The organism is Diaphorobacter caeni (genome assembly GCF_015354245.1).
GTDB classification, from domain to species: domain Bacteria; phylum Pseudomonadota; class Gammaproteobacteria; order Burkholderiales; family Burkholderiaceae_C; genus Diaphorobacter_A; species Diaphorobacter_A caeni.
This window is the reverse complement of the sequence record NZ_JADKYZ010000007.1, coordinates 48,957-74,034: the sequence shown is the minus strand read 5'-3', so window position 1 is coordinate 74,034 and position 25,078 is coordinate 48,957. Positions and strand designations below refer to the sequence as shown.

16 protein-coding genes and 2 pseudogenes are annotated in these 25,078 nt (G+C 64.6%); 8 read left to right on the top strand and 10 right to left on the bottom strand.

Features of this window, described 5'->3' with window-relative positions; translation table 11 throughout:
- The 4 genes from ISG32_RS17510 to ISG32_RS17495 form a co-directional block, all read right to left on the bottom strand.
- The gene (locus ISG32_RS17510; protein WP_194772327.1) at positions 1–2,286 is read right to left on the bottom strand and encodes a TonB-dependent hemoglobin/transferrin/lactoferrin family receptor; all 2,286 of its coding nucleotides are present in this window, start codon (positions 2,284–2,286) and stop codon (positions 1–3) included.
- Positions 2,287–2,484: 198 nt separating this feature from the next.
- The gene (locus ISG32_RS17505) at positions 2,485–3,876 is read right to left on the bottom strand and encodes a cytochrome c (RefSeq protein WP_228529906.1); all 1,392 of its coding nucleotides are present in this window, start codon (positions 3,874–3,876) and stop codon (positions 2,485–2,487) included.
- Positions 3,877–3,896: 20 nt separating this feature from the next.
- A complete protein-coding gene (locus ISG32_RS17500; RefSeq protein ID WP_194772325.1) occupies positions 3,897–5,549 on the bottom strand; it encodes a GMC family oxidoreductase in 1,653 nt (550 codons plus the stop codon).
- Between the two features lie 53 nt (positions 5,550–5,602).
- The gene (locus ISG32_RS17495; protein WP_194772324.1) at positions 5,603–6,145 is read right to left on the bottom strand and encodes a sugar dehydrogenase complex small subunit; all 543 of its coding nucleotides are present in this window, start codon (positions 6,143–6,145) and stop codon (positions 5,603–5,605) included.
- A gap of 319 nt (positions 6,146–6,464) precedes the next feature.
- On the opposite strand from ISG32_RS17495, the pseudogene ISG32_RS27780 reads away from it, so the two are divergent.
- Positions 6,465–6,863, top strand: a pseudogene (locus ISG32_RS27780) (LysR family transcriptional regulator); the annotation flags it as partial.
- A 20-nt stretch (positions 6,864–6,883) separates the two neighbouring features.
- Positions 6,884–7,369: a LysR substrate-binding domain-containing protein gene (locus ISG32_RS27775; protein WP_323745953.1), complete on the top strand. Its 486-nt coding sequence runs from the start codon at positions 6,884–6,886 to the stop codon at positions 7,367–7,369.
- 99 nt (positions 7,370–7,468) lie between these two features.
- Here ISG32_RS27775 and ahpF read toward each other — a convergent pair whose 3' ends face one another.
- Together ahpF and ahpC are read right to left on the bottom strand one after the other, a co-directional pair.
- Complete coding sequence (gene ahpF, locus ISG32_RS17480) at positions 7,469–9,028, bottom strand: alkyl hydroperoxide reductase subunit F (RefSeq protein WP_194772322.1); 1,560 nt, start codon at positions 9,026–9,028, stop codon at positions 7,469–7,471.
- Between the two features lie 110 nt (positions 9,029–9,138).
- Positions 9,139–9,702: an alkyl hydroperoxide reductase subunit C gene (ahpC, locus tag ISG32_RS17475; RefSeq protein ID WP_194772321.1), complete on the bottom strand. Its 564-nt coding sequence runs from the start codon at positions 9,700–9,702 to the stop codon at positions 9,139–9,141.
- A gap of 372 nt (positions 9,703–10,074) precedes the next feature.
- Here ahpC and bfr point away from each other — a divergent pair, with 372 nt between their 5' ends.
- Complete coding sequence (gene bfr, locus ISG32_RS17470; RefSeq protein ID WP_194772320.1) at positions 10,075–10,551, top strand: bacterioferritin; 477 nt, start codon at positions 10,075–10,077, stop codon at positions 10,549–10,551.
- A gap of 146 nt (positions 10,552–10,697) precedes the next feature.
- Here the strand turns inward: bfr and yccS are convergent.
- Both yccS and ppc read right to left on the bottom strand, forming a co-directional pair.
- Positions 10,698–12,761 (bottom strand): annotated as a pseudogene (yccS, locus tag ISG32_RS17465) (YccS family putative transporter).
- A 294-nt stretch (positions 12,762–13,055) separates the two neighbouring features.
- Positions 13,056–15,905 carry a phosphoenolpyruvate carboxylase gene (gene ppc, locus ISG32_RS17460; protein WP_194772319.1) on the bottom strand — a complete coding sequence of 950 codons (2,850 nt, stop codon included), beginning with the start codon at positions 15,903–15,905 and terminating at the stop codon, positions 13,056–13,058.
- A 163-nt stretch (positions 15,906–16,068) separates the two neighbouring features.
- Here ppc and hemC point away from each other — a divergent pair, with 163 nt between their 5' ends.
- From hemC to ISG32_RS17435, 5 genes are all read left to right on the top strand, one after another.
- Positions 16,069–17,010 (top strand): hydroxymethylbilane synthase, encoded by a 942-nt coding sequence (hemC, locus tag ISG32_RS17455; RefSeq protein WP_194772318.1) that lies wholly within the window; start codon positions 16,069–16,071, stop codon positions 17,008–17,010.
- Between the two features lie 9 nt (positions 17,011–17,019).
- Complete coding sequence (locus tag ISG32_RS17450) at positions 17,020–17,817, top strand: uroporphyrinogen-III synthase (RefSeq protein ID WP_194772317.1); 798 nt, start codon at positions 17,020–17,022, stop codon at positions 17,815–17,817.
- Positions 17,814–19,004 (top strand): uroporphyrinogen-III C-methyltransferase, encoded by a 1,191-nt coding sequence (locus ISG32_RS17445; protein ID WP_194772316.1) that lies wholly within the window; start codon positions 17,814–17,816, stop codon positions 19,002–19,004. Before ISG32_RS17450 ends, ISG32_RS17445 begins: the two co-directional genes overlap by 4 nt.
- Before the next feature lie 41 nt (positions 19,005–19,045).
- Positions 19,046–20,323 (top strand): heme biosynthesis protein HemY, encoded by a 1,278-nt coding sequence (locus ISG32_RS17440; protein ID WP_194772315.1) that lies wholly within the window; start codon positions 19,046–19,048, stop codon positions 20,321–20,323.
- A gap of 246 nt (positions 20,324–20,569) precedes the next feature.
- Complete coding sequence (locus tag ISG32_RS17435; protein WP_323745952.1) at positions 20,570–21,367, top strand: GntR family transcriptional regulator; 798 nt, start codon at positions 20,570–20,572, stop codon at positions 21,365–21,367.
- 247 nt (positions 21,368–21,614) lie between these two features.
- Here ISG32_RS17435 and ISG32_RS17430 read toward each other — a convergent pair whose 3' ends face one another.
- Positions 21,615–23,600 carry a leucine-rich repeat domain-containing protein gene (locus ISG32_RS17430; protein WP_194772314.1) on the bottom strand — a complete coding sequence of 662 codons (1,986 nt, stop codon included), beginning with the start codon at positions 23,598–23,600 and terminating at the stop codon, positions 21,615–21,617.
- Between the two features lie 34 nt (positions 23,601–23,634).
- The gene (locus tag ISG32_RS17425; RefSeq protein ID WP_194772313.1) at positions 23,635–25,020 is read right to left on the bottom strand and encodes a hypothetical protein; all 1,386 of its coding nucleotides are present in this window, start codon (positions 25,018–25,020) and stop codon (positions 23,635–23,637) included.
- Positions 25,021–25,078: the final 58 nt, after the last annotated feature.

The window sequence follows — 25,078 nt, the reverse complement described above, 5'->3', positions numbered from 1 at the left end:
TCAGAAATCTTTGACCATGGAGACGCGCACATGGCGTCCGGGCTGGCTGTAGGCGTCGGCGATCGTGGAGCTGGCCGTGAGGTTGCGTACGTCGGACCAGCGCCAGTACTTCTTGTCGGTGAGGTTGTAGACGCCCACGTTCAGCCGCAGGTCAGGCTGTATGCGCCACTGCGCCGAGAGGTCCAGCACCGTGGCCGACGGGCTCAGCCAGGCCTTGTCGCCCGCCGTGGTGTCCTTGGCCTTCTTGCCCGACCAGTGCGACGCCGTCAGGCGCACGCCGAATTCCTTGCGCTCGTAGCGCACGCCCAGCACCAGCTGCTGGGGCGAGATGGTGTCGAGCGCCTGATGGGTGTTCAGGTCCTTGCCATCGGTGTAGCCGTAGGCCGCATTGGTGATCAGTTGACCGCCCGCGACGCGGCCCCAGTCGTACTCGCCCTTGACTTCGAAACCGCTGATGCGCACGCGGTCGAGGTTGACCGACTGGAAGGTCGCCCAGTTGTTCGGATTGCCATACTCGCCCGAGATCTGCACCTGGTCCTGGATGAAGTCCTTGTAGCGTCCGGTGAAGGCCGCCGCATCCAGGCGCAGTCCGTTCACGCGGCCACGCACGCCAAGCTCGAAGGTCTGGCTCTTCTCGGGCTTGAGATCGGGATTGGGGATGCTGCGGTAGTAAGCCAGCGGGTTCTCGAAGAACGCGTTCACCTGCCCCGCGTTCGGCGCGCGAAAGCCCGCTGCGTAGTTGCCGTAGACGCTCCAGTCGTCGCTTGCGTGGAACATCACGCCAAGCTTGGGCGAGATCGCCGAGTCGGAGTTGTTCGCGACCGTGGGGGCAAAGCCGTTCTGGCTCGCGTCGAGCTTGTAGTGCTCGGCGCGCAGGCCCGGCGTGATGCTCCATGCGCCGAAGTGCAGATCGGCCTGCGCGAAAGCGGCGGTGGAGGTCTCGGTCGTGTCCGGAAAGCGCTTGAGCGGGAAGCTCTCACCGGCCGGTGGCGTGATGCCGTTCTGCTCGTTCGTCACCTTGTTGCGCGTGTAGTCCACGCCGTAGGTGATCTTGCCATCGGCATTCGCGCCAAAGCGCAGCAGCTTGCCCGCCTGCGCATGCAGCTGCAGCGCGCCCTCGTCATAGGTCACGTCGCGTTCGCGATAGGCCAGCGGCGCGGTGCGCACCTCATTCACCCACTCGCGCGAATCGGACTTCTGGTAGCTCGCCATCAGCTGCAGTTCGTCGGCAACGGCCGTGTCGAGCTGCGACCAGCGCCCTTGCCAGGTCGCGCGCCAGCGGTCCATGTCGGTGGTCGATCGCGAATCGGTGACCGTGGCGCTGCGCGCCGACAGCAGGTTGTAGTCGGCGTGCTTGTCCACCTGTTCCAGCGTGAACACATGCTTTTGCACGGCCGAAGGCGTGTAGACCAGACGCCCCAGCAGCGACTGGCTCTTGTTCGATTCGGGGTTGGTCGTGGTGCGCGTGGCGCCGACGACGTCGCGCTCCCCCATGTTCTCGAGCGCATGACCACGGCCCAGTCCGGCGGAGATCAACCAGCTCCATTGCGGATTCAAGCGGCCCGCGAGCGTGGCTCCGAGGCGCTTGCCGTTGTCCGATCCGTCATAGCCCGCGCTCACGCGCCCGCCGATGGTCTTGCCATCTTTCAGCAGATCGTCGGGCTGCACGGTGATGAAGTTCACCAGCCCGCCCATGCCGTCCGAGCCATACAGCGCGGGCGTCGATCCACGCAGAATCTCCACGCGTTCGATCAGCCCAAGGTCGAGGTAATCGCGCCCGAACGCATTGGCCGAGAACGCATAGCTGCGCGGCAGCCGCACGCCGTCCACCAGCATCAGCACACGGTTGCCCTCGAGCCCGCGGATGTTGAAGCCGCTGTTCTGATCGCGCCCCGTCGAGCCGCTCGCCAGCGAGAACCGCGCGGGCGTGCGCGGCACGGTCACGTTGGGAATGTCGGCCGTGAGTTCACGGATGTCGGTGATCTGCGCCTCTTCCATCTGCCGCGCGTTGATCACGTCGACCGACATCGGCAGCAGATCCGGATCCTGCTCATCGCGCGATGCGCTGATGACCACCTCCTTCAGCGCGGGCGTGCCAGTGCCCTTGCGCGCACCCGCCTGTGCGGCCGCGGCGACCTGCTGCACGGCTGCAGCGCCCGAGTCTTCCGCGAGAGACGCGGCACTCGCCGCCGTAGATGCCAACCCCGCGCAAAGACTTGCGCAGGCCCAGGCCAGGGGATGAAACGCGCAGCGCGCGTGCAAATGCAGAGTGATGGCGCAAGCCATGCCAGAAGCCCTCTTGTTCAGTTCTAACGAATGAAAAGCTGGCTTCTGAAGTACGTTTGCGTAGTGCGGAAGATTCCTCCGCACTACCGACAAGTACGTGTTTGCTGGCTGTGTGCTGCGATTATATGAGAACTATTCTCATTTCAAACGAAACACGTTCAATGACCATGCATCGCCAATGCATGGTCGCGCATGGCCTCAGCGACGCGCCCTGCGACGCAGCAGCCAGATCGCGATGGCCACCACCACGATCACGCCCAGCGCCATGCCCAGACGCGCCAGAAGCAACAGCTTGCCGCCGCCTTCGGGTTCAGGGCTGCGCAGTCGCGCGACCTGGTCCTGCGTCACCTTCGCCGCAGGATTGCCGTAGCTTGTCAGCAGGTAATTGCCCAGCGTGGTGATCTGCTTGTCGGTCAGCTCGTGCGCGAAGCCGGGCATCACCGTATCCGCGTCCACGCGCTGAATGCCGTGCAGCATGACCTGAACCAGGTTGTTGCTGCTGGCATGCCCCAGCGAGGTGTTGTGAAACAGCGCGGGCAGGCCATCCTTGTCGCTTCCCTGGCCTTGAGCCTGATGGCAGCTCGCGCAGTAGCCGTCGTAGATCTGGGCACCCGTCATCGCGTCAAAATCCCTGGGCAGTTCCGTCCCGCGAATGCTGTCCAGATCATCCCTCGCCTGTCCAAAGCTGTCGGCCGCCTGCTTCATGTCGGCGGATTCCACGGCGGGCACCGACTTGATGTAGACGGCGATGGCCTCGAGGTCCTCGCGCGTCAGATGCTTGAGACTGTGATCGACGGCCTCCGCCATCGGCCCTGCCGCAGGGCCCTTGCCCGGCACGGGCTGGCCGCTGAGATAGGCGACCAGATCGGCCTGGCTCCAGTTGCCGATGCCGCTCGTGGCGTGCGACGTGATGTTGGGCGCGTACCAGCCACCGAGATCGCCCCCCGACAGTCCGCGCTTGCGGTCTTCCGCCATCAGGGCCGTGCGTGGCGTGTGGCAGGTGGTGCAATGCGCGAGACCTTCCGAGAGGTAGGCTCCACGATTCCACTGCGGCGGCTTCGATGCATCGGCCTGATACGGCTTGGCATCATGGAACATGGCGTTCCAGGCGCTCATCGACAGGCGGATGTTGAACGGAAACGGAAGCGCTGTCTGATGCGCCGGTGCCGTGTCCACCGCGGCCACGCCCTGCATGAAGAAGGCATACATGGCCGCGATGTCTTCGTCAGACGTCTTGGCGTAGGCCGTGTAGGGCATGGCGGGGTACAGATTGGCACCGTCGGCGCGCTTGCCGTGCCTGAGCGCGTCACTGAACTGCTGCAGGCTGTAGTTGCCGATGCCGTGGGTCTTGGACGGCGTGATGTTGGTCGAGTAGATCGAGCCCAGCGGGCTTGCCAGCGCCAGGCCACCGGCCATGGACTGACCGCCTGGCGCGGTATGGCAGGCCACGCAGTCACCGGCAGTGGCGAGATAGCGACCTCGCTCGACCTCCGGATTGACGTTGGCAGCAGGCGCATCGGCCGCCCACAGCGGCATGCTGGCGACCGCAAACGCTGCGGCCGTCAACCATCGGGAAGATTTCAATGTCATGGTCATGGCGTCTTCCCTCTTCAAGCCGTCTTCAGGCCAAGCGTGTTGCTGCGCGGCGGCATTGCGGGGCCACCGCTTTCCGCGATCAGGTGGGCTGCCGTGCGCAGACCCACGGCGATGCCGTTGAGCGTGGAATTGCAGGTGGCCGAAGTGGGCAGCACGCCGGTCGATGCGAAATACAGGTTCTCGTGATCCCAGGCGCGACCGTATTGATCGCACACGGAAAGCGCGCGATCCGAGCCGAAGCTCAGGGTGCCGCAGATGTGCTGGTTGTTCGCGAAGTCGTCATCCTTGGAGTAGCGCAGGTTGGTGCCGCCCATCAGCTCCGCGATTTTCGCGAAGTCCTTCTGCGCGGCCTTGTGCCCCTTGAAGGTGTACTCGTCGATGCGGTAATGGGCGCGTGGATTCTGCAATCCCATGGCGTCTTTTTCGTCGGCAAGATCGATGCGGTTTTCCGGCACCGGCAGCACCTCGAGCACGCTCTTGACGTTCATCTCGCGGGCCGATGCATGACGCAGCTTCTCCGCGAATTCCTTGCCGTAGACGCCCGCCTTGAGCAGCGAAGACGTGGCACCGTCCACGCGCGAGATGTTGGTGAAGTCCAGGCGATACGGCGAATGTTCCGACCGGAAGCCTCCGTCGCGCATCGAGTTGATGGACACCGGGCTTTGCGGGCCGCGGCCCAGCCACACATCCTCGTCGGCATCAAAGGTCAGCGACGTGCTCGGGTGATCCATGAGGTGACGGCCCACCATGTCGTTCTCGTTGGCGATGCCGTTCTTGAACTTGTCGCTGCGCGAGAGCAGCAGCAGTCGCGGCGACTCGATGCCGTTGGACGCGACGATGAAGGTCTTGCCGGTCACGCGATGCACGTTCTTGTCGGGGTCGTAGTAGTTGGCTGCCACGATGCGGCCCTTGGCGTCGTGCTCCAGCTGGAACACGTTGGCGCGCGCCTGCAGCTTCACGCCGACGGCCAGCGCCTGCTGCACCGCGATGCCTCCGTGGTATTGCGCATCGATCGGACAGATCGGCTGACAGCTGTTGTTGCCGCAGCAAGGCGGGCGACCATCGAAGCTGCGACTGTTGCGCGCAACGGTATTGCCCACGACCTCGTAGGTGCCGGCCAGACGGTCACGCGCACGCTGCATCGCATAGGGCATCGCCATCTCGCCCATGGGAAAAGGCTTGCTGCGCGGCGATCCGGTCTTGGTGGAGCCGCCCACGCCCATGATCTCTTCGGCCTCCTGGTAGTAGGGCTCGAGATCGTCGTAGTCGATCGGCCAGTCCACGCCCACGCCGTAGAGGCTCTTGATCTTGAAATCATTGGGCACGTTGCGCCATGCGTGGGCCGCCCAGTGCCAGCTCGTTCCACCGACCTGGCGGATGTATTCGGCCTTGTAGGGATAGGGCCCCGCCTGCACCAGATGGTGGTTTTCTTCGGGCTTGTAGATGGGATGCGGCGCGCTGTCCAGCGAGGGATAGGGTGACATCCAGTCGCTGCGCCGTGTGGAGTTGCGAAAGCGACCGACGATTTCGCCGCGCGTGACGTGCGCCCCCGCCTCGAGCATCAGCACCGATGCTCCGGTTCTGGCCAGCTTGGCGGCCAGCATGGCACCGATGATGCCTGCGCCGACGATGACGTAGTCGGCGGAAAGTGGTGTTGAATCAGCCATGACGGGCGTTCTTCCTGTAGTTGTGTCGTGGGGTTGCGAAAGAACAAACGCGCTCAGGTCTGCACGGGCACGCGCTGCAGGTTGAAGGTTGTGGGATTGCTGGTCCAGCTGCCATACAGCCCGTAGGAATACGTGGGCGGCTTGAGCTTGTCCGAGACCACCTGCGCGTTCAGTGCGAACTCATAGGCCAGCGCCTTGGCCTGCTTGCCCGCGCCGACGATGCCGAGATACCAGGCCTGCATCACCGCGGCAGGGACGGCCGCCAGTTCCGGCTTGTCCGCCTTCAGACGCTCGTTGAGCTGGGCAAGCGGCACATGCTGGCTGTCGATCCATTGCCACAGTGCTGCGGCCTGCGCGCCGAATTGCGCGTCCAGCGCCTGCAGACCGGCCAACAGGCGTGCGCCCTGCCGAGCGCTCAGGTCATCGCGCTCGGTGAGATAGCGCGACAGCGCCATGAAACGGCTGGCGTCGGCCGCGGGTTCGGCGGCGCGGCTCCACGGGGCGAGGTACGCCACGCTGACCGCCAGTGCGCCACCCAGCAGCAGTCTGCGCTGCGGCGCAAAGCCGCCTGGAGTGAATTGAGGAATTGTGTTCATGGTGGGGACGAAGGTCGATGTAGGGGTGCTGCTCTTCACGCCCATTGGGAGCGCGCACGTCGCCATCGTGCGTAGGACCGTACAGCGGTGCAGCTTCCACTTTCTGCCGAAATCATGCGGGGCAATGACTACACACGGGCAGCGGCGGACGAGCGCTCGCGTTTCTGCGCGCACGCCAGACAGTGGGCGACCGCTCGCAATGTAGGCCTTATGGCGAAAGGGAAAAATAGAACCGTGCACAAGAGACTGTTACCTCTCTCGCAATAATCGACCCACGAATCACTACCAAAGAGATGTTGTGCTGGACCGTTTGCAAACCATGCAGGTGTTCTTGTCCGTCGTGGATGAAGGCGGCTTCACGGCTGCCGCCAAGCGCATGTCCATGACCGTGCCGCATGTCACCCGCCACATTGCCGCTCTCGAAGAGCGCCTTCAGACCCGGCTGCTGCAGCGCACGACGCGGCGCGTGTCCCTCACCGCCGCAGGCGAGCGCTATGCCGAGCGCGCGCGCGACATTCTGGAAGCCGTGGACCTCGCCACCACCGAAGTTCAAAGCGATACCAGTGCGCTGAGCGGGACGCTGCGCATCGTCGCCGCGCCGTCGCTCACCGACGCGCTGGTGTCCCCGCTCGCGGCCTCGTTTCGCGAGCAATACCCTGACATCACGCTGGATGTGTACGTGGACGCCCATCCCCTGCCGGATCTCAACCGCTACGACCTCGGCTTTCTGCAGGTGCCGTGGGGTTCGATTCGAACATCGTGGCGCGCACGCTCTCGACGTCCGACACCATCCTGTGCGCATCACCGGCCTACATCACGCGTCACGGCACACCACGGGTTCCGGAGGATCTGGCCCGGCATGTCTGCGTGCTGCGCCGCCCTGCCGGCATCCACCGCAACAGCTTTGGTCTGTGGCGCGCCGACCAGTCTCTGACCGAACCGCCAGCGCACGACATCGAAGTGCGCGCCGCCATCACCATCAACCAGACCGCCAGCATCCTGCAGATGGTGCTGGACGGCGCGGGGATCGCCACGTTCACCATGGATTCGGCACGTCCGTTCCTGAATCAAGGCATGCTCGAGCATGTGTTGCCCGACTGGATCACCGGTCGCGCCAAGGTGCTGGCCGCCATGCCCAGCCGCAAGCACCTGCCCGAGCGCGCCAAGGCCTTTCTCGACTTCGTCTTTGCGGCCCACAGGGCCGGGTTGATCGATCGCTGCTGAGCATCGCTCGCCTCAAAAGAAAAAAGGGCTGACGCACACGGCGACAGCCCTCTCTTCAACCAGCCCAGGGCTGGAGCTTCTATCCGAAGATTCCGACGATCAATGGCGGATCAGATGATCGAACGCCGACAGCGCAGCCGTGGCACCGGCACCCGCAGCGATGATGATCTGCTTGTACGGCACGTTGGTGCAGTCACCCGCGGCGAACACGCCCGGCACATTGGTGTGGCCCTTGGCGTCGATGATGATCTCGCCGAAGCGGGTGAGTTCGACCGTGCCCTTGAGCCAGTCGGTGTTGGGCAGCAGACCGATCTGCACGAAGATGCCTTCGAGTTCGACGGTACGGATCTCGTCGTTGGTGCGGTCCTTGTAGGTGATGCCGGTCACCTTGTTGCCGTCGCCGTTCACCTCGGTGGTCTGCGCGTTGAGGATCACGGTCACGTTGGGCAGGCTGGCGAGCTTTTTCTGCAGCACGCCGTCGGCCTTGAGTTCAGCCGCGAACTCGAGCACGGTGACGTGGGACACGATGCCGGCCAGATCGATCGCGGCCTCGATGCCCGAGTTGCCGCCGCCGATCACCGCCACGCGCTTGCCCTTGAACAGCGGGCCATCGCAGTGCGGGCAGTAGGTCACGCCCTTGGTGCGGTACTGCTCTTCGCCGGGCACGTTCATGTTTCTCCAGCGTGCACCGGTCGAAAGGATCACGGTCTTGCTCTTGAGCGTCGCGCCGTTTTCCAGTTCGATCTCGACCAGTCCGCCTTCGGTGGTGGCGGGCTTCAGAGCCTTGGCGCGCTGCAGGTTCATCACCTCGACGTCGTAGTCGGCCACGTGCTGCTCAAGCGCAATCGCGAACTTGGGGCCTTCGGTCTTGCTGACCGAGATGTAGTTCTCGATGTCCACGGTGTCCAGCACCTGGCCGCCGAAACGCTCGGCCGCCACGCCGGTGCGGATGCCCTTGCGCGCCGCATACACGGCAGCGGCTGCTCCGGCGGGGCCACCGCCGACGATGAGCACATCGAACGCATCCATGGCGTTGAGCTTGGCGGCGACGCGGGCATGTGCGCCGCTGTCGACCTTGGCGACGATCTCGGCGAGCTCCATGCGGCCCTGACCGAAGTTCTTGCCGTTCAGGAACACGGTGGGCACGCCCATGATCTGGCGTTCCGTGATTTCGTTCTGGAACACCGCGCCGTCAATGGCAGTGTGCGTGATGCGCGGGTTCAGCACGCTCATCAGGTTGAGCGCCTGCACCACGTCAGGGCAGTTGTGGCAGGACAGCGAGTAGTATGTCTCGAAGTGGAATTCGCCTTCGAGGTTCTTCACCTGCTCCAGCAGATCGGCCGCTTCCTTGGAAGGATGGCCGCCGACTTGCAGCAGCGCCAGAACGAGGGATGTGAATTCATGACCCAGCGGCACGCCGGCGAAACGCACGCCAGTATCCACGCCGGGGTTGGTGATCAGGAAAGAAGGCTTGCGCGTGTTGGGCGCGTCGTTCTTTTCGACCACGGTGATCTTGTCGGAAAGCGCTTTGATTTCGTTGAGAAGTTCGCGCACTTCCTTGGAGGTGGCGCCATCATCCAGCGTGGCCACCAGCTCCACAGGACGCTGCAGGCGCTCCAGATACGCTTTCAATTGGGTTTGGAGAGTGGTGTCGAGCATGGAGATTCCTCTTGATTGTCTAGTTTTGGGATAAAAAAAGCCCGGGCGCCAGGCACCCGGGCGTCTTCAACAACAATTCAACTGTGTTGATTCAAGCAGCGAGTCGCTGCTTAGATCTTGCCGACCAGGTCGAGCGAAGGAGCCAGAGTCTTCGCGCCTTCTTCCCACTTGGCTGGGCAGACTTCACCTGGGTGCGAAGCCACGTACTGAGCAGCCTTGATCTTGCGCAGCATGTCAGCGGCGTTGCGGCCGATGCCTTCAGCGGTGATTTCTTCAGCCTGGATCACGCCCTGTGGGTCGATGATGAAAGTGCCGCGGTTGGCCAGGCCTTGGCCGGGACGCAGAACTTCGAAGTTGTTGGAGATTTCCCAGGTTGGGTCGCCCACCATGGTGTACTGGATCTTGGCGATGGTGTCGGAAGCGTCATGCCATGCCTTGTGCACGAAGTGGGTGTCGGTGGACACGGAGAACACTTCCACGCCCATCTTCTGCAGTTCAGCGTAGTGGTCAGCCACGTCGCCCAGTTCGGTGGGGCACACGAATGTGAAGTCGGCAGGATAGAAGAAGAACACGGCCCACTTGCCCAGCACGTCCTTTTCAGTGATGTCGATGAACTTGCCGTTCTTGTAAGCGCTGGCCTTGAATGGCTTGAGGGTAGTGTTGATCACGGACATTTGTCGTTTCCTTTGGTTGGTTGATTGGCTAAGAACAGACTGAAGTTTATGCTCAAGCAATGAATTAATCCAATAAATTGACTTCATGACTTTGATTTATGAAATCTATTGAAAATCACTCCTCGATGGTCAAACCCCAATGACGCACAAGTCTGCCTCATCAAGGCACATGCAGTCGGCTGCGGGGATTTTCAAGCATCCCTGCAGCCGATCACGAGGATGCCTGCGGAAAGTCAAGAAATCGAGCATATCGTCCACGCTTGCGAACGCAACTCAACATCACACGCAGCCATACCGCATATGAATGGACATTGTCTTGCATCAGCAAGATTGCTTGGTGACAATGCGCCCATTGAACAGAAGGAGAAAGCCATGCAAGGCGACCCACAAGTGATTGCGCACCTGCAAGCGCAACTGAAAAACGAACTCACCGCCATCAACCAGTACTTTCTGCACTACCGCATGCTCAAGCACTGGGGCTTCGACAAGCTGGCCAAGAAGGAATACGAAGAGTCCATCGGCGAGATGAAGCACGCCGACAAGCTCATGGACCGCATCTTCATGCTCGACGGCCTGCCCAATCTGCAGGATCTCGCCAAGCTGCAGGTCGGCGAGGACGTGCCGGAGATTCTGGAATGCGACCTGCGCAGCGAGCGCGGCGCGCAGGCCACGATCAAGGACGGCATCGCCCACTGCGAAACCGTGCGCGACTACGTCTCGCGTGACCTGCTCCAGGAGATTCTGGAAGACACGGAAGAGCACATTGACTTCCTCGAAACGCAGATCGAGCTGGTCAACAAGGTAGGCGTGCAAAACTACCTGCAGTCCCAGATGAGCGACGCGGACTGATACTTCTTTTGTCTGTCAAAAACGCCGGCATTTCTGTCGGCGTTTTTTTGTTTGTACAAAGGCTTGGCGTTGGAGGGTCGATCTCAGCGCCATGTTCGCTTCAATGGCCCGCTGCTGGAAGTCAAATTGGCTTTGGGGTCGAACAGCTACGTCTTTGCAACCCTCGCCAACTCGGCCGCCACATGCCGCAGCGGTGCAACCTGGCGGCAGATGAGGGCCAATTGGTTGAGCAGCGCGCGTTGTGACTCCAGTGCCGGTTCGGCGTGCTCTTCCAGAGCTTTGGCCGCTGCGTCGCAGCGCGCGGCATCGGGCAGACCGGGCTCGAACTGGCCTTGCGCGCGCAGGGCCGTCGCGATGGCATGGAACTCCTTCACGGCCATCTCGCCTGAGGACATCAGCAGGCCATCCCGCGCCGCGCCTTCGAGCTTGCCGCGATGCGCGCCGAGGGCCGAAATGTAGTTGAGCAGCGTGTGCGAGAGCACCAGGATGCGCTGGCCCCAAAGCACATTGCGGCGCGCCCAGTGCGGCTCCTGCATGAGCTGGTGCAGCGAGCGTGAGAGCGCCGCATCGGCGTCGTGGGCGTTGCGGCGGGCGACGCGGTAGTCAAGGTCGTCATCCTTGCCGTCGGCGTACTGCGAGAGTATCTCGCGCAGATAGGCGGCGCTGGCTTCCACGGCATTCGCGGCCACGGCGTTGAGGCGACGCCCCTGCCAGTCGGGCAGCACCAGCAGCATGGCGATGGCCGAGATCACGCCGCCGATCAGCGTGTCGAACAGGCGCGGCGCGATCAGCTCGTAGGCCGCTCCGGTGGTCTGGTTGAAGCACATCAGCACCATCAGCGTGATGGCCGCCGTGCCGATCACATAGCGCTGGGTGCGCGTGATGAAGAACACCACGCCCGCACACACCGCGATCAGCGCCTGCGTGGCAAGGCCCGGAAAGAGCTTGAGCAGCGCCCAGCCGGCGAGCAGGCCGAGCGCCGTACCCGCGATGCGCTCGACCACGCGGGTGATGGTCGCGCCATACGTCGCTTGGCAGACGAACAGCGTGGTCAGAAGAATCCAATGTCCATGCTCCGGGTCGGTGAGCTGCATGGCCACGCACCCAGCGGCCAGCGCAGCCGAGAGACGCACCGCGTGGCGCAGCAGCGGCGAGCTCAGGTGCAGCTGTCCGGCGATGCGTGCCCATGCATCGGCGAAGCTGCGCGCGGACGCGTCGAACAGCGTCACGTCGCCGAGCAGCGAGGTGTCGAGCGGGCCAGTGGCGAGCGTGAGCTGCGAGTCCAGCGTAGTGAGATTTCGCGACAGCGCGCGCAGCGAACGCAGCGGCCTGACCCACTGCGGCCGGCCCTGCTGCTCGAGATACGCGATCGCATCCTCGAGATCGACGATGGCATGCGCCACCTCCACGCCACGCCGAAACGGCTTGCGGGCACGCAGCGCTTCAGCCAGACGCGCGCAGGTCACGCCCTGCAGGCCGAGCACGCGCTGGCAGCGGAACAGTACGTCGCTGTGGAACAGCTCGTCGGCCCAGTCGTTGTAGTGATAGTGCGAGGAGCTCACGCGCTCGTGGATGTCCTGAGCGAGAAAGTACAGATTCAGGCAATGCAGCAACTCGCCCTGCGGAACCCTGCCGACCCGCATGCGGCTGAGCAGGCGCTCCTTCATCACGTTGAGCGCCGCCACCACCCGTCCGTTGGCCTGCGCAAGGCCGATGCGCCGCTGCTGCACGTCGAGGCCGCGCACCGGCTCGAACAGACTGGCCTTGAGCTGCATGTAGCCGCTGAGCTCCGCATAGAGCTGCGCCAGCCCCATGCGCAGCGGCCGCAGCGGAAAGGCCATCTTCCAGAGCACCGAAAGCAGCCCATACTAGGCCGCACCGGCCAGCAGCAGCGCGGACACGAGATGCGGCGGCGTCTGCTGCGAAGCGCCCACGCTCATCGCGGTGTAGAGCGCGAGAATCACCGACGCGGTGGAGACCGCGCGATACCGCTCACCCACCGCGCCGAGCATGGTGAATGCGAACGCGACGCCGCACAGCGTGAGTGCGAACAGCGCGGGCGAATGGACGACGGTCTCGATGCTGAGCGACACCAGCGCAAAGCCCGCCAGCGTGATCACCAGCGTGCGCAGCCGGCCACGCCAGTTGTCGTCGGTTTCGGCAAGCGCGCTGGCGATCACGCCGAGAAACAGCGGCACCAGCCAAGGCATGTGGCCGGTGCTCCAGCACCAGCCCATGGCGCCGCCCAGCGCGACGAGCACACGCAGCGCGTAGAGCGAGGCTTCCTGTCCGCGCAGCCGGTGCAGCCAGCCGCTCAGCGCAAAATCCCGTCCAGACAACTGCATGATTGACGCGCCTCCCCTGAATCGCTGCGGGGCGGCCCTTGCTCGGCTGCCCTCGCCTGGCGAGCGCCAGTGTCAAGCACCGTGAGCGACGCGAAATGCCATGAGTGATTGGGCACAGAACTCACCGGAAAACAAAGCTGCCGCGACCGAAACGCCCGATCAGCCGGTGTTGCGCAGCGCGGCGGCGATGCCGTTGATCGAAATCTGGATACCCGTCTTCACGCGGTCATCGGCCTGACCCAGACGCCAGCGGCGGATCAGCTCGACCTGCAGGTGATGCAGCGGGTCGATGTAGGGGAAGCGGTGGCGGATCGAACGCGCGAGGGCCGAATTGTGCGCCAGACGCTGCTTGTCGCCGGTGATGCGCACCAGCGCGTCGGACGTGCGATGCCACTCTGCCTCGATGTTGCCGAACACCTTCTTGCGCAGACGCGCGTCGGCCACCAGTTCGCTGTAGCGCGAGGCCAGTTGCATGTCGCTCTTGGCCAGCACCATGTCCATATTGGAGAGCAGCGTGCGGAAGAACGGCCACTGACGGTACATCTTCTGCAGCAGCGCGAGCTGGGCCTTGGGGTCCTTGCCCGGAGCCTTGATGAAGTCCTCCACGGCCGAGCCGAAACCGAACCAGCCCGGCAGCGTCAGACGGCACTGGCCCCAGCTGAAGCCCCACGGAATCGCGCGCAGATCCTCGATCTTCTGATTGGCCTTGCGCGACGCGGGGCGCGAGCCGATGTTGAGCTCGGCGATCTCGCGGATCGGCGTGGCGCTGAAGAAGTAGTCGGTGAAGCCGGGGGTCTCGTAGACCAGTGCGCGGTACGCGCCCATGCTGGCCTTGGAGAGCTCTTCGGCGGCCTCGAGAAACGCCTTGGTCGCGGGCTTGGTCGGCTGCAGCAGCGTGGCTTCGAGCGTCGCGGCGACCAGCGTTTCCAGATTGCGTCGGCCAATCTCGGGGTTCGCATATTTGGAGGCGATCACTTCGCCCTGCTCCGTCAGGCGGATCTGGCCGCGCACGGTGCCCGGCGGCTGCGCCAGAATGGCCTGGTAGCTCGGGCCGCCGCCGCGCCCCACCGTGCCGCCACGGCCGTGGAACATGCGCAGCTGGATCGGCGCACCTACTTGCTTGGCGTTGAGTTCATCGAACAGCGTCACCAGCGCGTTCTCTGCGCGGTACAGCTCCCAGTTGCTCGTGAAGATGCCGCCGTCCTTGTTGCTGTCGCTGTAGCCGAGCATGATGTCCTGCTCGGCGCCGCTCGCGCGCACCAGCGCCGCATAGCCCGGCAGCTCGTAGAGCTCGCGCATGATGGGCGCGGCGTTGCGCAGGTCCTCGATGGTCTCGAACAGCGGCACGACGATGAGGTCGGCGCGGCCGTTCTGGTCGAGCGTGCCGTGCATCAGGCCGACTTCCTTTTGCAGCAGCAGCACCTCGAGCATGTCGCTCACGGTCTCGGTGTGGCTGATGATGTAGTGGCGGATCGCCTCGGCACCGTAGAGCTCGCGCATCTTGAGCGCGGCCTCGAAGATCGCGATCTCTCCGGCCGTGTGCTCGGAATACTCCGCGCCCATCACGCGCAGCGGACGCGCATCGGCCAGCAGCAGCATGAGCAGCTTGCGGCGTTCGGTCTCGGGCAGCGACGAGTAGTCGGGCGTGATGCGCGCCTTGGCCAGCAGCTCGGCGACCACGCGCTCGTGCTGGTCGGAACTCTGGCGCAGGTCGACCGTGGCCAGGTGAAAGCCGAACACCTCGACCGCGCGGATCAGCGGACGCAGACGCTGCTGCGCCATGGCGGAGGCCTTGTGCGACAGCAGCGACGACTCGATGACGCGCAGATCGGCCAGAAACTCCTGCGCGCTCACGTAGGCGTTCTGCGGCGCGACGGCGTGGCGTGCCGCATCGCCGCCGGTCAGGTCCTTGAGCGTGGCGGCCAGGCGCGCGTAGATGCCGGTGAGCGCACGACGATAGGGCTCGTCCGCGCGGTGCTCGCTGGTGTCGGGAGAACGTTCGGCCAACGCCATCATCTCGGGCGATACCTGCACCAGGTTGGCGGACAGCGACAGCTCACGGCCGAGGTTGTGCACCTCGGTCAGGTGGTGGCGCAGCGCGACGTCGGACTGGCGCTTCAGCGCCAGCTCGAGCGTGGCGGCGCTCACGTTCGGATTGCCGTCGCGGTCGCCGCCGATCCACTGGCCCATGCGCAGAAAGCTCGCCACATGCTGGTTGCCCAGTTCGCGCTCGAGCTCCGCATACATGCGCGGAATCTCATGCAGGAAGGTGTATTCGTAGTACGAGAGCGCGTTCTCGATTTCGTCGGCCACGGTGAGCTTGGAGTAGCGCAGCAGGCGCGTCTGCCAGAGCTGGGCGACGCGCGCGCGCAGCTGCGAATCGTTCTCTGCCAGCTCGCGCGGGGTGATCGGGTCCTTGGCGCTGTTGTAGAGCTGCGCGCGCATCAGGATGTCGTCGCGCGCAGTCAGCAGATCGGCGATCTCGCGCTCGGAATCCAGAATGCTCTTGCGCTGCACCTCGGTCGGGTGGGCGGTGAGCACCGGCGCCACATAGCTCTTGGCGAGCGACTGCGCCACCGCGCGCGGCGCGATGCCGGCCCAGCGCAGGCGCGCAAGCGCCACCTCGATGCTGCCTTCCTGGGCGCTGCCCGCGCGCTCGTGCACGGCGCGGCGGCGGATGTGGTGGCGGTCCTCGGCCAGATTGGCCAGATGGCTGAAATAGGTGAACGCACGGATCACGCTCACGGTCTGGTCGCCGGTCAGGCCCTTGAGCAGCTTCTTGAGCGCCTTGTCCGCCTCTTGGTCCGCATCGCGGCGGAAGGCCACCGAGAGCTTGCGGATCTGCTCGACCAGGTCATAGGCGGCAACGCCTTCCTGCTCGCGGATCGCGTCGCCCAGAATGCGTCCAAGCAGACGAATGTCCTGGATCAGCGGGAGATCCTTGTCGGTCTTGCGGACCGCGGGAGCGTTGGCGGGGGCGTCGGATTTGCGGGCGGCGGGCGCGGACATGCGGAAAGTCACTCCTGAACTTTGGGACAATGAAGGCGGCATAGATACAGATCAAACCGCGTCGCCCCAAATGGGTACGGGGCGGCTGTAACCTGCTGCAGCGCAACATGCTAGCATCCCGCAGCAATGTTGAAGGGCGCTGGAGCGCCAATAACAGAAAGTCATGAAAATAAATTCATCGCAGCCCACCCAGTTCGTCATCGCGACGCGCGAGAGCCGCCTCGCTCTCTGGCAGGCCGAGCACGTCAAGGCCCTGCTCGAATCCCGCGGCCACGCCACGCATCTGCTGGGCATGACCACCAAGGGCGACCAGATCCTCGACCGCACGCTCTCCAAGGTCGGCGGCAAGGGCCTGTTCGTGAAGGAACTGGAACTCGCGCTCGAGGAAGGCCGCGCCGATCTGGCCGTGCATTCGCTCAAGGACGTGCCGATGGAGCTGCCCGCAGGCTTTGAACTGGCCTGCGTGATGGAGCGCGAAGATCCGCGCGACGCCTTCGTCTCCCCGCAATATGCAAAGCTCGCCGATCTGCCGCAGGGCGCTGTGGTCGGCACCTCCAGCCTGCGCCGCCAGGCCCTGCTGCAGGCGCTGCGCCCGGACCTCGATATCCAGCCGCTTCGCGGCAACCTCGACACCCGCCTGCGCAAGCTCGACGAAGGCCAGTACGCGGCCATCGTGCTCGCCGCCGCAGGCCTCAAGCGCCTCGGCATGGAATCGCGCATCCGCCACATCTTCGAGCCCGAGGAAATGCTGCCGTCGGCCGGACAGGGCGCGCTCGGCATCGAGATCCGCCAAGGTCGAGACGACCTCCAGCAGGCGCTCGCCCCCCTCGCCCATCAGCAGACCTGGCTGACCGTGACCGCCGAGCGCGCCGTGAGCCGCGCCATGGGCGGCAGCTGCTCGGTGCCACTGGCCGCGCATGGCCGCTGGACGGGCAACACCCTGCGCCTCGACGCGGCCTGGGGCGATGTGGAAGGCCAGCAGGTGCTGATCCGCGCCAGCGCCGAATCGAGCCAGATCACCGACCTCGCCTCCGCCGACGCGCTCGGCGTGGCCGTGGCCGACAAGCTCAAGGCTGCGGGCGCCAGGGTCTGCACGACTTCCTGACGCGCCGGCATGACACGCGTTCTGATCACCCGCCCGTCGCCCGAAGCCGAGCGATGGGGGGAGCGGCTGCGGGCGCAGCACATCGACGCCGTGGCTCTGCCGCTGCTGTCCATCACCGCCGTGCGCGATCCGGCGCTGCAGTCGGCGCTCACCGACGCACGCGCCCGGCTGAAAAATTTTCATGCGCTGATGTTCGTCAGCGGCAACGCGGCCGCCGAGTTTCTGGCGGAGGGCTTGTCATTGCCATTGTCATTGACTGAACCCGACCACCTGCCCCGCTTCTGGTCCCCCGGCCCCGGCACCGCACGCGCTTTGGTGCAGGCGGGTGTGCCGGCATCGCTGATCGACGGCCCCGCGCCTGATTCCAGCCAGTTCGATTCGGAGAGCCTGTGGCTCGCCGTCGCCCCGCAGATCGGCCCCGGCAAGCGGGTGCTGATCGTGCGCGGAGCCAACGCGGCGCAGACCAAGGGCGGCAATGGCCGCGACTGGCTGGCCGCGCAGATTGCAGCCGCCGGAGGCGAGACGGAGTTCGTCGCGGCCTATGAAAGAACGGGCTCGCGGCTCGATGCCGATGCCAAAGACCTTGCTGCACGTGCGGCGTTGGACGGCACAGTGTGGTTTTTCAGCAGTTCCGAGGCCATCCAGAATCTGGCGCGGGAGTTGCCGCAAACCAGCTGGGACAAGGCTTGCGCGCTGGTCACGCACCCGCGCATCTCCGAAGCGGCACGCGCCGCAGGATTTGGCAACGTAAGTGAGTGCCGCCCTACACTGCAGGACGTGACGGCGTCTATAAAATCATTGGTATGAGCCTCGAGCCCCAACACACCATCCACGAAGACACCCCGGACGCACCGGGCGCTGCGCATCGGGCGCCGCCCGCTGCCCCGGCGCCTGCGCCCGCCCCGGCTCCCGCTCCTGCCGCTGCGTATGCAGCAGCGCCGCCTGTAGCCGCCGCCGGCCACGCCCCCGCAGCGGGCGGATCGCGGCTGCTGGTCAGCATCGTGGGCGCGGTCGCGATTGCCGGTCTCGCAAGCAGCTTCATGCTGTGGCAAAAGCTCTCGAACATCCAGGAACAGCTCGCCCGCCAGACCGCCGACTCCGGCGCGCAGGCCATCGAGGCCCGCACCATGGCGCGCGAGGCCTCCGAAGTGGCGCGCGACACGTCGGCCCGCCTCACGGTGGCCGAATCCCGCGTGAGCGAGGTCGCCCTGCAGCGCACCCAGCTCGAGGAGTTGATGCAGAGCCTCTCGCGCTCGCGCGACGAGAACCTGGTGGTCGACATCGAATCCGGCCTGCGTCTGGCGCTGCAGCAATCGCAGCTCACCGGCAGCCTCGAGCCCGTGATCGCCGCGCTCAAGAGCGCCGACCAGCGCATCGAACGTGCCGCCCAGCCGCGCCTGACGCCCGTGCAGCGCGCCATCGCGCATGACCTCGAGCGCATCGGCAAGTCCGCCGTGACCGACACCTCCGGTCTGCTCGGCCGCGTGGACGATCTCACGCGTCAGGTCGACGAGATCCCGCTGCTCAACGCCGTGGTGCAGGCCTCGACCATGCGCCAGCGCAACGCCAGCTCACGCAATGCCGCCGAAGCGGCCGCCACGCCTCCCGACGCCGACGAGCCGCGTTGGAAGGCCGTGCTCAACACCACCTGGGAAGCCATCGCCGCCGAAGCCCGTGGCCTCGTGCGCGTGAGCCGCATCGACCAGCCCGACGCCGTGCTGATCGCGCCCCAGCAGGCGTATTTCCTGCGCGAGAACCTCAAGCTCTCGCTGATGAACGCGCGCCTGGGCATCCTCTCGCGCCGCCTTGATTCTGCGCGTCTCGACCTCGCCAACGCCAAGACCGCGCTGGTCAAGTATTTCGAACCCGATTCGCGCTACACGCGCCGCGCCATCGAGACCATCTCGGAGCTGCAGAACAACATGCAGGGCATGGAACTGCCGCGCCTCGACGAAACCTTTGCAGCGCTGACCACCGCAGCGGCGGGCCGATGATGACGGCGATCGACATGACGATGAACGGAAGGCCCTGATCGATGCGCGCAGCTCTCTGGCTACTGGCCCTGTTTGGCGTCGCCGTGGCGGTTGCCCTGTTCGCAGGCAACAACCAAGGCACGGTGACCCTGTTCTGGCCGCCCTACCGGGTGGACCTGTCCCTCAACGCGGTGCTGCTGATTCTGTGCAGCGTCTTTGCGATCGTGTATGGCGCTCTGCGCGGCACCGCCGCCCTGCTGCGCCTGCCGCGCCGCGCACGCCGCTGGCGTCTGCAGCAGAAGGAACGCGCGATGCACGCGTCGCTGCTCGACGCCATGTCGCAACTGCTCGCAGGCCGCTTTCTGCGTGCGCGCAAGGCGGCGGAGTCCTCCATCGCCCAGGAAAGCGACCTGTCGCAATCCCTGCCGATTCCGCATGGCAAACAACTGCGCACGCTGGCCCACATCGTCGCCGCCGAAAGCTCGCACGCGCTGCAGGACCGCACCACGCGCGAGACGCATCTGCAGCAGGCGCTCGACTCGATCCCGCCCAACGCCTCCACCTCCGAACAGGAACTGCGTGAAGGCGCACAGCTGCGCGCCGCCCGCTGGTCGCTCGACGAGCGCGACGCCAACGCCGCGCTCGACCGCATGGCGACCTTGTCCGCCGGTGCCGCACGCCGCACGCTCGCCCTGCGCGCCAAGCTCAAAGCCTCGCGCATGGCGCACCTCACCGGAGAAGCGCTCGACACCGCACGCCTGCTCGGCAAGCACCGCGCCTTTTCCCCCGCCGCCGCCGAGAGCATCGTGCGCAGCCTCGCCATCGAGCTGATCAACGACGCCCACGACCCCGCGCAGTTGCAGAACGCCTGGATGTCGCTCGACGTGAACGAGCGCGCCATGCCCGAGCTGTCGATCCACGCCGCCCAGCGCCTGTCCCAGCTCGACGGCGACCCCGCCCAGGTGCGCCACTGGCTGCTGCCGGTGTGGGAGCGCATGGTCGACCCGAACCAATCGCTCTCGCAGCATCAGGCGTTCAAGCTGATCGAAGTGCTCGAAGCCAACCTGAGCGGCATCGACGCGCAGTGGCTCGCCCGCATCGAAAGCGCCCAACAGGCCAACCCACGTGATGCCCGTTTGCAGTATCTGTCTGCAGTGGCTTGCCTGCACCGTGAGCTGTGGGGCAAGGCGCAGCAGCTGTTCACTCAGGCTGCGCCCAAGTTGGCTGACAAGAAGCTGCGTGGGAGTGCGTGGCGGTTCCTGGCCGAGTTGGCCGAGCATCGGGGGGATGAGGAGGCTGCTTCTCAGGCCTGGAAGCAGGCGGCCATCGCTGTTTTGTGATGGGCAAAGGGCGTTTTCCAAACGCCCTTTTTTATTATCCAACGCCGGGTAGAATTTGCCGGCCCACTTGCTCGTCTGGCAGCTTGAAGTTCATGCGCATGAACAGGCGCCGATAGTGCCGACGCTGCTTTGGCTTCTCGCATCGATACCGTTACCGGGAACATCCGAACCGACTGCTCGGCGCAAGTCGGTCGGTCGGTCGGTCAGCTTGTGCGCTCAACATTTGGCCAGCAAGGTACTGCCGCAGTGAACCAGCACAACACCACCAGCACAGAGAAGACATCCACTTCCTCCCTGCCGTCCAGCATGAAGCGCATCGAGTTGTCTGAGCTTCAGCCGGGGCCGTTCTATGCGCAATTGCAGCAGCAAATACAGGCCTTGATTGCCAACGGCAGTTTGAGTGAAGGCAGCCAATTGCCGTCCGAGCGAGAGTTGGCGGATGCATTGAAGATCAGCCGCACGACGGTCAAACGGGCCTATGACGCACTGCGCGATGCGGATGTGATCGCCAGCGGCCAAGGGCGCGGCGGGACGGTGGTCAAACGCATGCCGCGCGTCAGCCCCGTCATGTCGCGCCTCAAAGGTTTTACCGAAGAGATGCAGGAGTTGGGGATGACCCCCTCCACCCGACTGATGGCACTGCAGGTGGTGCATGAACGCACCATCGCGAGCATCTTCGGGCGCCCATCACATGCGCCGCTGTTGCATGTGCGCCGTCTGCGACTGGGCAATGACTCGCCGATGTCGCTGGAGCTGGCGTGGTACGACCTCACGCTGGCCCCCGAGCTCGAAGAGTGGAGCGGCGAAGGCTCCATCTACGCCTGGCTGCGCGAGCGTTGCGGCATTCATATGGCAGATGCCGAGCAGAGCATCGAAGCGGTCATGAGCAGTGCACAGGAAATGGAGGCGTTCGGCTTTGACGCGCCCATGCCCTGCTTGCTCATCAAACGTAAAAGCTTGGACGCGCAATCGCGTTTGATCGAGTACGTCGAAGGCACCTTCCGAGGTGATGCCTACGCGTACCGCGTGCGCCTGGCAGGATAGCGGCGACCACGACCACAACCACGACTGCGCTGTCACTGCCGCAGTCAATTCATCCTTGCTGCCACTTTGTTGCCCGCCCTGTCTCAGCGCATGTTAACGATCTCATCGCGAGGCTTGCAGGATGTGGTTCGGGATGGGCTGCAAGGCGCAAACTGCAGCAATGGCTCGGGCCATTGCGAGGATTTGCAACGCGGTAGACCACCCGAGGCCGCGCCCGCAAGACCGTGTGGAGATCGTCAATACGCTCTCAACTAGCTTTGGCCATCTTGCGACAGCTCAGCATGCTGAGCAAGGCAGCCAGCAATGCCAAGGCCCAGGTCCCCAGTCCAGGCACTGGTGTGGGCGTGGCAGGGCCCGTGTTCAACGGTGCGCCTTGGAATGTCGCCTCAATCGTACAGGCAGCTATCGCTGTGCCGGTGTAGACGTTGCCAGCCAGTGTGCCGTCGCAGCCGGTCACCGATTGCAGTGCGTAGCCGGGCTCGGGAGTGAATGTGTAGGCGAAGGGCTGGTACAGACCATGAACCAGCGGCGACGCCACAGGCGCATGACGCCCGCCGCCGCCGTTGACCGTGACAGTGATCGGCACGTGCCACTGCGCCGGCATGGCATCCTCCACGGACTTCGTTGTGACGGTCATAGTACATCCACCTGGCTCAGTCGCCACCAGTATCACCGGGACGCTGTAAAAGCTGATGGACGTACCAATGGGAAGGACGGCGCAGGGGCTGGGGCTGGGCGCATCCAGCGCGCTCAGCACGTGGCCTGGCGCCGCATTGAACGTGACTGCGGCCCAGTCGCCCATGGCCAGGCTCTGGGGAAGGCCTGGCGCCGTGGCCGTGCCAGGCGGATCGATTTGCAAGGTGTACGAGGTGCGGCCCGTGGCCCATTGCGCGCTGCATCCGCTATCCCATGGGTTCGCGCCGACAGCCTGCTGCCACAGGACGTTTTGCGCGCCGGGCGTCGCGGCTTCGGATACGGCATTCGGGCAGATCATGGCCCCGCTTCCTGCGCCCAGAGACGCCGCCTGCGCGGCACGCAGCACGGGCGCCGCGTCATGCAATCGATTGGCCGCCAGGTTCAGATAGTCCAGCCCATCAGGCAAGCCGCTGAGATCTGCGCTGGTGATGTGATTGAATATGGCCTGCACGTCGATCAGCGACGGCAGGCCCGCCAGATTCAGGGTGGTCAGGGCGTTGAAGCTCACATCCAATTCGGTCAGCAAGGGCAGATTGACCAGCGCCATGCTGGCGATGCGATTGGCTGATGCTTGCACCCGATCCAACTTCGGTAGATCCGCCAAGTTCAACGCCGTCAGCGCGTTGCTGAGCACATTCAAACGCTCCAGTGATGGCAGATTCGTCAGCGACAGATCCGCAATGCGGTTGTTGTCGGCCTCGACGCGACGCAGCGCCGCCAGATCGCTCAGCGTCAACAAAGTCAAGCGGTTATTCGTGATCTCCAAGTCCTCGAGCGCCGGCAGATGGGTCACTTCGAGGCTGACAATGCCCGCATTCTCGGCCGTCACCTCGCGGAGCTTCGGCAGATCTGCAAGATTCAAATTCAGCGGCTGTTGCCCCTGCAGGGCTCCGTTTGAGATATCCAGCTCCAGCAGCTCGGGCAGGTTCGAGAGCTCCACGCGGCTCAACGGATTGCCAGGCGCGTGCACTTCAATCAGTTGGAGAAAGTCGGCAAGCACCAGTGCGGAAATCCGGTTGTTTCTCACCTCGAGGCGCGACAGCGCCGGCAACTGGGTCAGGCTCAGCTCAGTCAACTGGTTGTCGGAGAGCCTGAGAAATGACAGGCGCGGCAGGTTCGCCACGCTGACCGTGCCTGCCAGCTGGTTATCGCCAGCCAGCAAAGATTGCAGCTGGGGCAGGTTGCTGAGCGTCAGCCCCGTCAATGCGTTGTCGGACACATCGAGGCGACTCAAGTTCGGCATGTACGCCAGGTTGACCGTGCCCGACAGCCCGTTGCCGGGAAGGCTCACCTCGGTCACCTGATCGAGATGGCAGGAGACGCCAAACCAGCCATCAGCACACGGGTCGCTATCCGGATTGGACCAGCCCGTGTTATTCGTCCACCCGGCGCCGTTGGTGCGGTCATAGAAGATAAGCAGCGCCGATTTCACGGTGGCACTCACCGCCGCAGTAGCCGGCAATGTGCCTAATGCCAATACGCTGAAGACGCCGATACGGACCATGCGGATCAGATCATTTTTCAGAGAAAACGCCATAGTCGATCCATCCCTTCGTGAGTACTGATGTGGTTCAGTCGGCGCGTCCTGCACGGCGCCAACCCAGCGCCCCCAGCGCTGCAGCCAGCAACGCCAATGCCCAGGCCGCGTTCGCCGGAACGGCCTGTACGCTGGCACCCGGCGTGCCGTTGCCCGGGTTACCTGAACCGGGGCCACCTGTTCCCGGCGCACCAGTGCCGTCATCCTGGGCCGCAACACTCACGCGCACCGCCTGGCCCGTCACCAGCCAGCCGGGCTGCGCCGCATCCACGCCCACACTCACATCCACCGCAGCGGCCGGGCCGCTGGTAGGAGTGAGCGTGCAGGTCGCGGATGTTTGCAGCGCGGCGAAATCCACGCTGGCGCAGCCGCCAAAACGTGCGCCGTCGCCACTGAGCACGAGCGGCAGCGAATAGGCCGACTGCGGGGGATGAACAACGCTCACCGTGCAAGTGGCACTTTGGCCCGGCAACAGCTCTGTAGCAGCGCAGGCCACGCTCGCCTCGGGGATCAGCGGAATCACGGCAAAAGCGGCTGCCTGATTGCTAGTCGAAGTGTTGAAGAATTGGGTACGGATCGCAGTGGGGTTGAGCGTTGGGTGCAGCCAGGCACTGGCGCGATAGTCGGCTGCATCCAAGGGCGCCGCCGGATCATTCTGCGCAGTCAGGCGACTGCTCAGTGTGATGGTGTCGCCCAGATTTCCGAACGCGGGACTGCGGAGCACCGTGGCCGGCTTGTCGCCTCGCACCGGGGTGATCTGTACAGCTTCTGTACCATCCCAACTGCCGCCATCGGTTTGAAAAGACAGGGTTTCGCTCCTGGGCTCGCTATAGTCGCCCGGCGGCACGGGCACGGTCTCTTCGGCATCGGCGGCCACCAGCTTGAATTGCAGGGCGTGCCCGGCCGAATTGCGCAGCACGATCTGGCGCAGATTCAGCAACATGGACCCCGTGGAACTCACCAGCGCCGGGCGACGCGCCGCCGTGTCGGGCTTGTACAGCACCGCGCCCAGTGCCGATCCCCGATGGGATTGGGGGTCGGGATAAGGTGCAGCCACCGGCTTCACCGGCAACGCGGATGCGAGCAAATTACCAGGCCCCGGCGGGAACGGATAAAGAATCCCGGGGCGCCAAAGATTCAAAGCCAGCGTGGCCTGAACGCCCGCGTCCGAGGTGACGGCAAACGCGAAGTCCTGACCCGAGGCACCCTGCGCCTTGGCCACATCCAGCCCGGCGAAATCCAACCAGCGTGCCAACTCCATGCTGCCGACAGGGCCCGCACTCGCCCGATAAGTCTCCGCCGCCGTGGCCTGCGCATAGGCCGCGGGCCCCGCAGCCAGCATCAGTCCCGCGAGCAAGCCCGCTCGAATGGTCGCTGAATGCAACATGGATGGGTGAATAGCTGCATAAGGCTTGCTCATGGGATGTTCCCTCGTGTTTGTCTCTGGACACGACCTGGGCAGTACGCTCAGGCCTGCT